This is a genomic window from Streptomyces sp. NPDC057287 (assembly GCF_042667905.1).
In the GTDB taxonomy this organism is placed as follows: Bacteria; Actinomycetota; Actinomycetes; order Streptomycetales; family Streptomycetaceae; genus Streptomyces.
In genome coordinates this window covers 259,181-272,656 of record NZ_JBHUYV010000002.1, presented here as the reverse complement: position 1 = coordinate 272,656, position 13,476 = coordinate 259,181, and the positions used below count along the sequence as shown (strand labels likewise).

At 71.5% G+C, this 13,476-nt stretch carries 10 protein-coding genes; 5 read left to right on the top strand and 5 right to left on the bottom strand.

The window, feature by feature from the left end; genetic code table 11:
• Positions 1–165: 165 nt before the first annotated feature.
• On the bottom strand, positions 166–2,175 hold the full coding sequence (locus ACFUNE_RS04500) for an NAD-binding lipoprotein (protein ID WP_383562130.1): 2,010 nt from the start codon (positions 2,173–2,175) through the stop codon (positions 166–168).
• A gap of 256 nt (positions 2,176–2,431) precedes the next feature.
• Positions 2,432–2,950: a GNAT family N-acetyltransferase gene (locus ACFUNE_RS04495; RefSeq protein WP_383562128.1), complete on the bottom strand. Its 519-nt coding sequence runs from the start codon at positions 2,948–2,950 to the stop codon at positions 2,432–2,434.
• On the opposite strand from ACFUNE_RS04495, the gene ACFUNE_RS04490 reads away from it, so the two are divergent.
• The 4 genes from ACFUNE_RS04490 (at position 2,949) to ACFUNE_RS04475 (ending at position 7,734) form a co-directional block, all read left to right on the top strand.
• Positions 2,949–3,542, top strand: coding sequence for a helix-turn-helix domain-containing protein (locus ACFUNE_RS04490; protein WP_383562126.1), 594 nt, complete (start codon positions 2,949–2,951; stop codon positions 3,540–3,542). The genes ACFUNE_RS04495 and ACFUNE_RS04490 overlap by 2 nt on opposite strands.
• Positions 3,539–4,711 carry an MFS transporter gene (locus ACFUNE_RS04485; protein WP_383562124.1) on the top strand — a complete coding sequence of 391 codons (1,173 nt, stop codon included), beginning with the start codon at positions 3,539–3,541 and terminating at the stop codon, positions 4,709–4,711. The genes ACFUNE_RS04490 and ACFUNE_RS04485 overlap by 4 nt, the downstream gene beginning before the upstream one ends.
• A 194-nt stretch (positions 4,712–4,905) precedes the next feature.
• Positions 4,906–6,078, top strand: a complete 1,173-nt coding sequence (locus tag ACFUNE_RS04480; RefSeq protein ID WP_383562122.1) for a 4-hydroxybenzoate 3-monooxygenase — start codon at positions 4,906–4,908, stop codon at positions 6,076–6,078.
• A gap of 312 nt (positions 6,079–6,390) precedes the next feature.
• Positions 6,391–7,734: an MFS transporter gene (locus ACFUNE_RS04475; RefSeq protein ID WP_383562121.1), complete on the top strand. Its 1,344-nt coding sequence runs from the start codon at positions 6,391–6,393 to the stop codon at positions 7,732–7,734.
• Positions 7,735–7,845: 111 nt separating this feature from the next.
• Here the strand turns inward: ACFUNE_RS04475 and ACFUNE_RS04470 are convergent, their stop codons facing one another.
• The 3 genes from ACFUNE_RS04470 to ACFUNE_RS04460 are packed head-to-tail and all read right to left on the bottom strand — an operon-like array spanning position 7,846 to position 12,526.
• Complete coding sequence (locus ACFUNE_RS04470) at positions 7,846–9,417, bottom strand: GMC family oxidoreductase (RefSeq protein ID WP_383562119.1); 1,572 nt, start codon at positions 9,415–9,417, stop codon at positions 7,846–7,848.
• A 47-nt stretch (positions 9,418–9,464) separates the two neighbouring features.
• Entirely contained in the window at positions 9,465–11,060 is a 1,596-nt protein-coding gene (locus tag ACFUNE_RS04465; RefSeq protein ID WP_383562117.1) for an APC family permease, read from the bottom strand.
• Complete coding sequence (locus tag ACFUNE_RS04460) at positions 11,057–12,526, bottom strand: aldehyde dehydrogenase family protein (RefSeq protein ID WP_383562116.1); 1,470 nt, start codon at positions 12,524–12,526, stop codon at positions 11,057–11,059. The genes ACFUNE_RS04465 and ACFUNE_RS04460 overlap by 4 nt, the downstream gene beginning before the upstream one ends.
• A gap of 423 nt (positions 12,527–12,949) precedes the next feature.
• Here ACFUNE_RS04460 and ACFUNE_RS04455 point away from each other — a divergent pair, with 423 nt between their 5' ends.
• On the top strand, positions 12,950–13,396 hold the full coding sequence (locus ACFUNE_RS04455) for a subtilase-type protease inhibitor (RefSeq protein WP_383562114.1): 447 nt from the start codon (positions 12,950–12,952) through the stop codon (positions 13,394–13,396).
• The last annotated feature ends 80 nt before the right edge of the window (positions 13,397–13,476 follow it).

The window sequence follows — 13,476 nt, the reverse complement described above, 5'->3', positions numbered from 1 at the left end:
GTCAACGGGGCGTGCACGACGGGTGTCAGCCCTCGCCGCTCGCGGCCTTCACCCCCCGTCGACTCCCACGACGGCGGCGCCCGTCTGGGTCAGGGGCGTGGGCGTGGGGGGAGAGAGCGCCGGACGCCCGACGGCGCAGGCGAGCGCGGCGGTCCGCTGTCGTCGTCAGGTGGCCTGGTCCATCGGCCGGCCGAGTGCGGCGTCGTGCGCGACCGTGGTGACCTCGTCGCAATGGCCTTCCGGACCGGCGACAGGGGGCGCGGGTGTGCCGCTGCCCGTCGCGACCACCACCACGTGGTCCTCGGCGCTCCAGACGCGCCGCTCCTCCTTCGGCGGGTTGAGGCGGACCCCACGGTTCGTGAGCCCGCCGGAACCGTCGTGGCGGCGGTAGCCGATCGCGCATTCGCCCCGGTCGCGCGCGGCGGCGACGACGGTGGCGAAAGTGGTGTCGGCGCCCGGGCGGACGTACGAACCGGCGGAGCGCAGGCAGATGCTGCTGCCGTCCGCGGAGAACAGCTCGTCGAAGACCGGTGCCAGGTGCCGGTTCTGCGCGATCTGCGCCATGAGGAGTCCTGTCAGCTTCCCGCTGACGATGACGTCGGAGCCGGTGTTGACCGGCGCCAGGGGCCTGTTCCGGTCATCGGTGAGCTCGGTGACGACGGGAACCTCACGTCCGGTGCGGGCCTCCAGCAGCCGGAGGGCCAACAGCGTGACCAGGGTCCAGTCGTCGGGGTGGTCCGGGCCGTCCCCCCGGTCCGGACCGAGGACGACGAGGCCGTCGTACGGGCCGAGGTCGAGGCCCAGCATGGTTTCGGGCCGCGACAGGGGAGCCGACCGGAATCGCACGTCCGGCCACGTCGGGAACCCGCTCTCCGGCTGCGGCCCTCTCGGCCCGGGTACGGCACTGTCGGTGACGATCTCCAGGACGGAGCCGGGCCGGGCCGTGCGGCGCAACTGGTCGACGACGAGGGGGGCCCGGCGGTTCCACCCGAGCAGCAGCAGCCGTGTCGGGCCGTCCGGCTCGGACGGGGCCGAGACGATCACCGAGGGATCGACGAGGTGCCCGCAGTCGTCCGCCCGTGTGCTGTCGTCGTCGAGGGCGAGCATGATCAGGCGGCTACCCGGTTCGACGACGGTGTCGGCGGGCGGGTTCAGCAGCGTACGTCCGTCGGGGGTGAGCATCCCGACCACACAGGAGTCGGGGTGGCCCAGCAGGGTCGTCCCGAAGGGTTCGTGAGGGAACGCGGTGGCGTCGGCGAGATGGAACTCGTCGCCCGCGAAATCGAGGAGGTCGTGGAGGACGAGGGAGAGGCCGGGCCGGCCGACGCACTGCGCGATCAGCCGGGCGGTGACCGTGTCGGTCTCCAGCACCGTGCCCCGCGGACCGGCGGCCAGCCGCGCCGGGGCGCGGTACCGGTCGTCCCGGACCGCGGCGAGCACCGGCGGCCCGTCCGTCCCCTCACCGAGAACCGCTCCCAGCGCCAGCAGGACGCGCAACACCTCGGCGTCGGCGGCCGGTTCCGCCGACGGCAGCACCAGCACGGTGCTCGCTGTCCGCGGGCTGACGAGCGCGAGCACGTCCGGGTCGCTCGCGGGGCCGCTGCGGCAGATGATCCGGGCCCGTACGGCCAGGGGCACCCGGGCGGCCAGGACGCGCTCCATCTCGAGCTTGTCCCGGTCGGCGAGCAGCACGATGGCGCGTGGGCGCCTCGGGGCCTGGGCGGCGACCAGCTCGCTCACCACGGTGGTGACCTGGTCCGACCAGCCGAGCACGACGACGTGCCCCTGCTCCAGGACCGTCGACCGTCCCCGGCTCAGCTCCGCCATCCGTTCGGCCAGCCCGGTCGTGATCACCCCGACCAGGGTCGAGACGCAGAGCAGGGCGAGCAGCCCGAGCACGGCCGAGAGCACCAGCCGGAGCGGCGTGCCGGTGGCGGCGCCCAGCCGCAGCGTCTCCGCGCTGGTCCGCCACGCCGCCGCGAGCCGCCCCGAGAGCGAGGGGGGCGAGCCGGGGTCCGTCCACACCAGGAGCGTGCTCACCGGGACGACGACGGCGAGGCACGTGATCACCAGCCAGCCCATCAGCGTCCCGGTGGAGCGTGCCAGCGTCCGGTCGAACCGGTAGCGCGCACGGCTCCGCAGCGGCACCCGCGGCCGCTCCTTGGCTGTCTCCACTGCCACTCCCCTCGCCCGCCGCGCACGGCACTGCCCGTCCCCCGACGCACAGTGCTGGTTCCCCTACCGGGACACGCCAAGATCGGGGGCCGGTTCATCCTTTCGGGCGGCAGCAGGGGACATCACGGACACCACGGCATACTTCGACGGATCCGAAGACCGGCCGCGCTCCCCGCCGCACTTCCCTGAAGAGCGTCGACGCGCGGGCCGCCCGACCGGGGCGACGCGGCCCCGCCGGCACACGGGCGCCGGCACGTCAGGCCAGGGACAGCTGCATCAGGGTCAGGTCGAGCCAACGGCCGAATTTCGTGCCGGCCTCCGGCACCGTGCCCACGTGCCGGAACCCGAACCGTTCGTGCAGCCGGACGGACGCGGCGTTCCCGGCCTCGATACCGGCGATCAAGCTGTGGTGACCGGCCTCGCGGGCGGAGACGACGAGGGCGCCGAGCAGCGCGGAGCCGATGCCGAGCCCGTGCCGGCCCTCGCGGACGTAGACCGAGTTCTCCATGGTGTGGCGGAACCCGTCCAGCTCCCGCCATGGGGCGTACGCGCCGTACCCGGCCACCTCGCCCTCCACCTCCGCCACGTACGCCGAACCGCGCCGCAGGTGTGCGGCGAGCCAGGCGGCACCCTCGGCCGACGACAGCTGGGTGCGCGTCCACAGGGCCGTCGAGTGTTCCACCGCGTGGTTGCGGATCTCGCGGACGGCTTCCGCGTCGCCTGCGTGCGCCGGGCGCACGGTCACCGTCCCGCCCATCTCGTATATTGGATTCATGTCCAACATAGTAGATCCTCTGGTGCTCCGGATCGCGGCGCGCGTACGCGGCGAGCGGGAGCGACGCCGGTGGACGCTGGCCCGGCTCGCAGAGGTTTCCGGCGTCTCCCAGGCGATGATCAGCCGGATCGAGCGCGGCGAGAGCAGCCCCACCGCCGTCGTGCTCGGCAAGCTGTCCGCGGCCTTCCAGCTCAGCATCGCCTCCCTGGTCACGCCGACGGAAGGAACATCTGAGGACTCGACGACCGGAACGGCGGGGGTGGGCCGCCGGGCCGATGCGTCGGAGTGGCGCGACCCCGGCACCGGCTACACCCGCCGTCAGGTCAGCGGGCCGCACTTCCCCGCAGAGATCGCCGAGATCCGCCTGCCCGCGCGGACCCGCGTACCGTATCCGGCCGCCGCCTTCGCCTTCGTACGGCAGATCGTCTGGGTCCTCGACGGCCACCTGACCTTCCACGACGGCGACACGGTCCACGAACTCGACGAGGGCGACACCATCGAGCTCGGCGCACCCACCCCCCGCGTCTTCGCCAACACCACCGACGCCGAGTGCCGCTACGCCGTCATCCTCTCCCGCGGAACCCGGCCGTGACCCCTCCCCTCTCGCGAAGCGGCACACTCCTCCTCGCCGCAGTGGCCGGGACGGCTATCGCGAACAACTACGCCCTCCAGCCCGCGCTGACCACGGTCGCCGCCGACCTGGGCGCACCGATCTCCGTGATCGGTCTCGTGCCGGCCGCCGCACTCGGCGGCTGTGTGCTCGGCTTCGCCTTCCTGCTCCCGCTCACCGACCACCTGGCCCCCAACCGCCTGATCCCCGCGCAGCTCACCGCCCTTGCAGCCGCACTCACCCTGGCCGCCGCCGCACCCGGCGCGCCCGTCCTGCTGACCGCCTACGTGCTCATCGGCGCGGCGGCCGGTGTCGCGGCTCAGGCCGGCAACATCGCGGGCCGCCACGCACCGCCCGGACGCCGCGGCGCCGGGGTCGCCACCGTGGCGGCCGGGATGTCGGCGGGTATTCTGCTCAGCCGCCTGGCGGGAGGAGCACTCACGGACCTTCTCGGGTGGCGACGCATGCTGCTGGTCTTCTCGGCCCTCGCCCTGCTGGGCGCGTTCGCCGCCGCCAGGTTTCTGCCCGGCCGGCGGCCGCTCGCCCGCCGCACCTACCCCGCCACCCTCGTCTCGCTGCCCCCACTACTGCGACAGCACCCGCAGCTGCGCCGCGCGGTGGCCACCGGCGGGCTCTGGTACTTCGCCTTCAACCTCGTCTGGGTCGCACTGGCCCTGGCCCTGGCCCAGGAGCCCCACCACCTCGGCCCGACCGCCATCGGCCTGTACAGCCTTGCCGGGCTGCTCGGCTTCGCCGTGCTCCCGGTCACCGGACGCTTCACCGACCGGTACACCCCGCACGCCCTGATCCGCGCCGGCATACTGGCCGCCGCCGCCGGCGCCGCCCTGCTGGCCACCGGCCTGAACAGCCCGCCGGTCACAGCGCTCGGGCTCGCCGTCCTCGACGCGGGATGCTTCGCCGCCCAGGCCGCCAACCAGAGCCGCATCATCGCCCTCGCCCCCGAGCAGTCCGGAAGCCTCAGCAGCGTCTACCTCGTCCTGTACTTCACGATCGGCGCCGTCGGCACCTCGCTCGCCGCCCCGCTGCTCAACACCCTCGGCTGGCAGGGAATCGCCTTCACCGCCCTCGCGGCGCTCCTCACCGCCGCCGTCGTCGCACGGCCCGCACCCGTGCGGCTCACCGCGAGCTGACCCGCTCACCACGGGACAGAACCGTTGACACGGCTGCGTCCAGGGCGACAAACTCACCCCAACGAGTGAAGTAACTTTCACTGGGCGAACACGCATGGGAGTGCCCGCCGGCGAACAGGGCGGCGTCCGGGCTTCCGGGCGGATGCGCGGTCGGCCTCAGGGTGTTCATGCCCCCGCACTAAGGAGAACGAGCGGTGCACACGACGGTGGGAATCATCGGGGGCGGCCCGGCCGGGCTGCTGCTGTCGCGACTGCTCCACCGGGCGGGCGTCGACTGCGTCGTCCTGGAGAGCCGCGACAGGTCCTACGTCGAGCGACGCCAACGTGCGGGCATCCTCGAACAGTCCACCGTCGACGCCCTGCGCGAGGTCGGCGCGGCCGAAAGGCTGGATGCCGAAGGAATGGTCCACGACGGCGTGGAGCTGCGCTGGGAGGGCCGGGCGCACCGTATCGACTTCCCGTCACTCACGGGCGGTCGCCGCGTGTGGGTGTACGCCCAGACCGAGGTCGTCAAGGACCTGATAGCCCTGCAGCTGGGCGACGGAGCGGCCCTCCACTTCGGGGCCGAAGTTCGCTCGGTGGAGGGGGCGGACACCGGCCGGCCGACGATCCGCTACACACACGGCGGCCAGGACATGACCCTGACGTGCGACTACGTCGTGGGCTGCGACGGCTTCCACGGCGTGAGCCGGGGAGCCGTGCCCGAGGGCGCCAGGCGGACCTACGAGCGGGTGTACCCCTATTCATGGCTCGGCATCATGGCCGAGGTCGCGCCGTCCTGCGACGAGTTGGTCTACGCCCACTCCGCGCGCGGTTTCGCCCTGCACAGCATGCGGTCGCCCGAGGTCAGCCGCATGTATCTCCAGGTACCCAACGGGACGGACCCGGCGGACTGGCCGGACGGGCGGATCTGGGACGAGCTCGACGCCCGCTTCGCGCTCGCCGGGTGGAAGCTGGAACGTGGCCCCGTCACCTCCAAGAGCGTTCTGCCGATGCGCAGTTCGGTCACCGAGCCGATGCAGTACGGCCGCGTCTTCCTGGCCGGCGACGCCGCGCACATCGTTCCGCCCACCGGCGCCAAAGGGCTCAACCTCGCGGTGGCCGACGTCGTGGTGCTGGGCAGGGCGCTGATCCGGCAGCACAGGACCGGTGAGGCCGACCTGCTGGACGCCTATTCCGACACCCGCCTGCGCCGCGTCTGGCGCGCCGAACACTTCTCGTACTTCATGACCACGACACTGCACACCGACCCGGGCCAGAGCCCCTTCGACGCGCGGCTCCAGATCGCCCAGCTCGACCGCATCGCCACCTCGCCGCACGCCGCCGCCGAACTCGCCATGAACTACGCGGGGTTGCCGCTGCCGTGACTCCGCAGGAGCGGGGGCGGCTTACACCACTCGGCCGCCTTACGGGGCACAGGCCGGACGCCCCGCCGGGCCCCGGCCGCATGAGACCTCCCGGGCCCGCAGGCACGCGCCTGCGGGCCCGCCCGCTGTGCCCCGGCGTCAGCGAGCGCTCCTGCGCACCCCATTGACACGGGCGGAGGCCAAGGAGAAACTCGCACGGCCTCGGAGTGGAATTATTTTCACCTGGCGCACACTTACGTCCCGCTCGTGGTTGCTCCCTGTCAGCGGGACGGCCCACCCGCCACAGAGCCGTGGCAGAAAGCGAGTGCCCCAGTGACTGCCCCGACCACGTCCCCACCCGACCGCTCCTTCCGGGTCGTCGCTCCGGTCATCGCTCTGTGCTGGCTCGCCGTCTTCTTCGACGGCATGGACGTCAACATCTACGGCGCGACGATGCCGCACCTCCTGGCCGACGACGGCCTCGGTTTCACCCCCGCACTGGCGGGCTCCATCGGCAGCTGGACCACCTTCGGCATGCTGCTCGGCGCGCTGGCCGCAGGCACGCTCACCGACTGGCTCGGCCGGAAGCCACTGGTCACGGGCAGCGTGGTGCTGTTCTCGGCCGGATCCGCACTGTGCGCGATCGCTTCCGGCGCCACCGTGTTCGGCGCCGGCCGCTTCGTCTCCGGACTCGGCCTGGGCGGACTGATGCCGATCGGCCTCGCGATCGTGGCCGAGTTCGCGCCGCCGCGCCGGGCAGCCCTGGCCACCGGCCTGATGATGACCTCGTACCACGCCGGCGGCATGGCGGCCACCGGCATCGGCCTCGTCGTGGCCCCCGACCACGGCTGGCGCTGGGTCTTCTGGGCGGGCGTGCTTCCGGCGCTGATCGCGGTTCCGCTGGTGCTGAAGTGGCTTCCCGAGTCCCCGGGGGTGCTCTTCGCCCGGGGACGCGTCGAGCAGGCGTACGTCGTCGCCGACCGCTACCGGCTGGAGCGCCCGGGCGTGCAGCAGGCCCCCCGATCCGGCGCGAAGGGCCGCATGGCAGCGATCACGGCCCTGTTCGCCCCCGGCACACGCTGGGCGACCCCGCTGCTCTGGATCGCGTCGTTCGCCGGCCTTCTCCTCGTCTACGGGGTTTCCACCTGGCTGCCCGAACTGATGCGCGCCACCGGCTACTCCCTCTCCTCCTCGGTCACCTTCCTGATGGTGATCAACGCGGGTGGCATCGTGGGCATGCTGGTGGCGGGCCGCACGGCGGACAGGTTCGGTCCGGTGAAGGTCTCCGCGCTCTGGTTCGTGCTGACGGCCGTGGGCACGTTCCTCCTGAGGGCGCAGCTGCCGCTCGGCGCCGCGTACGTGGTCGTCTTCATCACCGGGATCTGGCTGTTCAGCGCCCAGGTGATGGTGTACGCCGCCACGTCCCGCGTCTACGCACCCCGTGAACGCGCCACCGGACTGGGCTGGGTGACCGGCATCGGGCGCACCGGCGCCGTGGTCGGCCCGACCCTCGGGGGCGCGGTGCTGGCCGGCGGCAACGCGGGCCTCGGCTTCACGACGTTCGCCGTGGCCGCCGTGCTCGGCGCCGTGGCGATCTCCCTGGTCCCGCTGGCCGTGAACCGGAGCCGGAGCCGCGGCACGGAGCCCTCTCCCGCCCTCACTCCGGCGACGGACTGAGGGCCGGACGGCCCCGCCCCTGTTCCCGCATCCGTACGGAGACAGGGGCGGACCCCGAACACGAGGGCCGGGCGGGCGGGCCACGGCCCGGAGTCGGTTCCGGGCGGCCGTTCAGCCCTGGTCGGCCTTGATCATGTCTGCGCACTTCTCGCCGATCATCATCGTCGTGATGCACGGGTTGACGGCGGGCAGGAACGGCATCACGGACGCGTCCGCCACGCGCAGACCCCGGACGCCCTTCACCCGCAGCTGCGGGTCGAGGGCCGCCTCCGGGTCGTCGGCGGCGCCCATCCGCACCGTGCCGGCCGGGTGGTAGACCGTGTTGTGGGTCTGCCGGATGTAGTCGAGCAGCTCCTCGTCACTTCCGGCGTCGGCCCCCGGCGCCAGTTCCCGGCCCGCCCAGGAGGCCATCGGCGCCCGGCCGACGATGTCCCTGGCGAGCCGCAGCCCGTAGGTCATCACCCGTACGTCGTGCTCGTCCGTGAAGTAGCGGGGGTCGACCCGTGGCTTGTCACGGAAGTCACGGGTGCGCAGCCGGACGGTTCCCATGGACCGGGCGCGGGTGACGTTGGGGGTGAGGCAGAAGGCGTTCTCGGAGGTCGGGTATCCGCGCCGGTAGGTGTTCATGTCGAAGGGCACGGATCCGTAGTGGAACATCAGGTCGGGGCGGTCGAGACCGGGTTCGGTGTCGGCGAAGATGCCGATCTCCCACCACTGGGTGGACGTGGTGACCATGGGCTGCCGCGCCTCCCACATGATCACGCCCTCCGGATGGTCCTGCAGGTGGGCGCCGACCGCAGGTGAGTCGACCCGGACCTCCACCCCCGTCTCGCGCAAGTGCTCCGCCGGGCCGATTCCCGAGAGCATCAGCAGTTTCGGGGCGTCGATCGACCCGCAGGACACGACCACTTCGCGCCGCGCGCCGACGGTACGCGTGTGGATGAGGTCGGGCGCCAGGTACTCGACGCCGGTACAGCGCTGTTCGGCGTCGAGGACGAGCCGCTTGGCCTGCAGTCCGGTGCGCACGTCGAGATTGGGGCGCCTGCCCAGGACGGGGTGCAGGTAGGAGACGGAGGCGGACGAACGCGTGCCGTCCGGGCGGGCGTTGATCTGGAACCAGTGCGCCCCGCGGGTGACCGTCGTTCCGGTGTTGAACGGCGTGGTGGGAATCCCGGCTTCTGCACAGGCCTCCAGCAGGGCCGCCCCGCACGGATCGTTCGGCGGGATCGTGCGGAGGGTCACCGGCCCGTTGCGCCCGTGGTGGTCACCGGGTGCGTCATTGGTCTCCAGACGCCGGTAGAGCGGGAAGCAGTCGGCGGCGCTCCAGCCCTCGCACCCGAGGGATCCCCATTCGTCCAGGTCCTCGGCCGGTGCCCAGAAGGCGATGCAGGAGTTGTGGGACGAGCAGCCGCCGAGCACCTTGGCCCGTGCGTGCCGCATGAAGCTGTTGCCGTTGGCCTGCGGCTCCACCGGATAGTCCCAGTCGTAGCCGGACTCCAGGAGCCCCATCCACCGGTCGAGCCGGAGGATGCTGTCGTCCCCCACGTCGGAGGGACCTGCCTCCAGTACGCAGACCGTGACGGAGGGGTCCTCGGACAGCCGGGCGGCGACGACCGCTCCGGCCGTGCCCCCGCCGACCACCACGTAGTCGAACTCGTCCTGCGGTCGGCTCTCAGCGGGCATCTCTGTCTCCGGAATCCTCGGGAGGGGCGGACGGGGGCGGTACGCGGCTAGGCGGTCGGCGGGGTGGGGCCCGTCGGGTCGTTCACCTCGGTGCGGTGGCTCTCCAGTACGCCGGTCCTGTGCCGCTGCACGAACCAGTAGTAGGTGAAGCCACCGACGGCGACGATGCCGATGAAGACGAACGCGCCCCAGCGCAGGTACCAGTGCTGCGGGCCCGTCGCGTTGTAGACCTCGGCGCGCGGCCAGGCGAGGTTGAGCGCCATGCCCGCCCCCCACAGCACGGCGAGGATGTTGATCGGCAGCCCGAACCGGCCCAGGGTGAAGCTCCCTTCGGCCGGGTGCCAGGCGCCTCGCAGCCGGCGGATCAGCATGGGGGCCGTGACCATCAGATAGGCCAGATAGATCATGATGACGGCGATGCTGGTGATCACCGAGAAGATCTGCGGCTGGTTGATGTTGATCACCAGGATGACGACGCCCACCACACCGATCACGACGGCGGGCACCACCGGGGTCTGGAAGCGGGGGCTGACCTTGGCCAGTACCGAACCGGCGGGGAGGTTGTTGTCCCGCGCCATGGCGAACATCAGCCGGATGCCGGCCGCCTGCACGGCGAGCACGCAGACCGTGATCGCCACGACCACGCACCACAGGAAGATCTCGCCGATGGTAGAACCGAGCGTCTCCAGCACGACGTACTGCAGGCCGCCGGTCGACAACTCCTTCGCGGCCAGGTCCGGCACGGCCAGCAGCGCGAAGAGCAGGATGAGACCGCCGATGAGGAACGACGCGATGAGCGCCCGCAGGATGGCGCGGGGTGCGTTGCGGCCCGGATTGTGCGACTCCTCGCCGAGCGACGACGCGGTGTCGAAGCCGTACATCACGTACGCCGACGCGAGTGACGCGGTGAGGAACGCGCCGAAGTAGCCGAGGGTCCGGCCCTCCCCCAGCCCGTAGGTGTCGGTAAGGACACTGCTGGGGCCGCGGGTGATGTGTGCGGCGAGGAAGACGATCAGCGCGACGGCGGCGATCAGCTCGATGAACACGCCCGCGGAGTTGATACGGGCCATGAGCTGGACGCCGAAGGCGTTGACCAGGGTGGAGAAGAGGATCAGGACCGTGCCGAGGAGAACGGCGTTCGTCGCAGCGTCGTTCTTGCCCGTGCCGTCGCCGACGAACTGGAACCAGCTGTCGATCTGCGGCAGCGTGATCTGGTAGGCGAGCGCCACGGCGGAGAGCGAGACCATGGTGGCGGTCATCATCATCCAGCCGCCGAGCCAGCCGATGTGCGGGCCGCCCATGCTCTTGGCCCAGTTGTAGATCGAGCCGGCCACCGGGTAGCGGGCGGCGAGCTCGCAGAAGCACAGGGCGACCATCAGCTGGCCGAGGAAGACCATGGGCCAGGACCACCAGTAGGCCGGCCCGCCGAAGCTGACGCCGAAGTAGAACAGCTGGAAGGTGCCGGTCAGGATCGAGATGTAGCTGATGCCTGCGGCGAAGGTGTGGAAGTTGCCCAGTGTCCGCTTGAGTTCGGGCTTGTAGCCCAGCTCGGCGAGTGGGTCGTCGTCGTGGGTGCCGTCGGCCCGGGTGCCCGGAGGCGGGGTGCTTGCCGGGTCCGCGCCAGGGGGAACGGAATCGCTCATTCGAACCACCTCTGCGGCCTCACCGCGGTGTTGCGCCAGATGTGCTTGGCCTCCTGGTACTCGGCCAGACCGGCCGGCCCCAGTTCGCGACCGACACCGGACTGCTTCATTCCGCCCCACTCGGCCTGCGGTACGTACGGATGGAAGTCGTTGATCCACACGGTCCCGGCGCGCAGCCCGGCAGCCACCCGGTGGGCGCGCTCGGCGTCCTGCGTCCAGACGGCTCCGGCCAGCCCGTAGACCGTGTCGTTGGCCAGCGCGACGGCCTCCGCCTCCTCCCGGAAGCGCTCCACCGTCAGGACCGGGCCGAAGGATTCGTCCCGCACTACGGTCATGTCCGGGGTGCACTCGTCCAGAACGGTCGGCAGGTAGTAGAAGCCGCTCTGCAGCGCGGGGTCGTCCGGTCGGGCGCCGCCGCAGCGAAGCACCGCGCCCTCCGCCAGGCCGGCGGCCACGTATGCCTCGACCTTGTCGCGGTGCGCGGCCGAGATCAGCGGCCCGCTGCGGGCGTCCGCGTCGAACGGCCCGCCGAGGCGGATGGCCTGGGCCCGCCGTACGAGCTCGTCGACGAACGCGTCGTGCAGTTCGTCCTGCACCAGCAGCCGGGCCCCTGCCGAGCAGACCTGCCCGGCGTGCAGGAACACCGCCATCAGCGCGTAGTCGACCGCGGTGTCGAACTCGGTGTCGGCGAACACGATATTGGGGTTCTTGCCGCCCAGTTCGAGGGCGATCTTCTTCACGGTGGGTGCGGCAGCCGCCATGATGAGCCGCCCGGTGACCAGGCCGCCGGTGAAGGAGACCATGTCCACGCGCGGGTCCGAACTCAGGGGCGCACCGGCGGTCGCCCCGGCCCCGAGCACCAGATTCGCCGCGCCGGGCGGCAGACCGGCCTCGGTGAGCGCCTTCATGAGGAGAATCGAGGTGTGAGGAGTGAGCTCACTCGGCTTGAGTACGAACGTGTTGCCCGCGGCGACCGCGGGGGCCACCTTCCAGGCCGTCTGCAGCAGCGGGTAGTTCCACGGCGTGATCAGCGAGCAGACGCCCACCGGTTCGTGCACGACCCTGCTGTCGATCCCACGGTCACCCGTGTCGACGACGCGGTCGGAGCTGCCCGAAGCGACCAGGTTCCCGAAGTAGCGGAAGCAGTTCGCGATGTCGTCCATGTCGTACTCGCTCTCCACGAGCCGCTTCCCCGTGTCCAGGGTCTCGGCTCTGGCGAACGCGTCCTTGTCCCGTTCGAGCAGGTCGGCGACCCGCAGCAGCAGCCGGCCGCGCTCCGCGGCGGGCGTGCGCGGCCATGGGCCCCGGTCGAACGCCTCGCGGGCCGCTGCCACCGCCGCGGCCGCGTCGCGTTCTCCGGCCTCGTCGACGACGGCGACCAGCTCCCCGTCGGCAGGGCAGCGGATCTCACGTGTTCCCCCGTCGAGGGCGGCGCTCCACCGGCCACCGATGAACAACTCAGGCATGGAGTCCCTCCGGGCCCGCACGAGTAAGGGAAAGGCGACGTAGCCGAAAGTGCCGAGCTCGACACCCAAAGTAAGGGGTAGGAGAGACGTCCGCGCGGCGAGCGCCTCGCACGACTCGGCCCTGTCACGCTCGTTCACCCGACGCCAGGCACTGCTTTCCGGCCGAAGCCGAGATTTTCCCGCCTGAACCACTTCGACATAAGACCAGGTCAGGAGGTAGTTCGCGGTTGTACCACCCATTCCTGTCCACATGTCGGACACGGCGGGCGAGGCGCGCGCACCGCCTCCGAGCTGGCCGAACGGCCATTCGGTAGGGAGCTCGCACACCGGTCGGGCCGGAAAGGACTGATCGATGTGCGGTCACTGCCCGCAGGCAGCAGACTCCCCACCGCAACCACCCCCCGAGCTCAAGGAGAAACACCAATGCTTCACATCACCCGCAGACCCCTCGCAATCACCATGATGTCCGCACTCCTCATGTCCGGCACAGCTGCGGTGGGTTCCGCCCAGGCCCTGCCCGCGCAGTCGGCGAGCCTCTACGCGCCGTCGGCCCTCGTCCTCTCGGTCGGCAAGGGCGGCGGTGACGCTCCGGTCACCGTCCAGCGGGCTGTCACCCTGAGCTGCGCGCCCCGCTCCAGCGGCACCCACCCCTCCCCGGTCGCGGCCTGCGCGGAACTGCGGAAGGTCGCGGGCGAGTTCACGCAGCTGACCACGCCGCGTCCGCAGGGCCGGTGCACACGCCAGTGGGACCCCGTCGCCCTCTCCGCGACCGGCGTGTGGCAGGGCCGCAGCGTCTCCTGGTCCGCCACCTTCGGCAATGCGTGCGAAATGCAGGCCAGCCTGGCAGAAGGACCCGTCTTCAGCTTCTGATCGGACATCCCGCCTCGTGCGGCCCGGACGGTCGGAGGGGACGCCCTTCACACAGCTCCGGCTTCCCGCACGACCCGCAG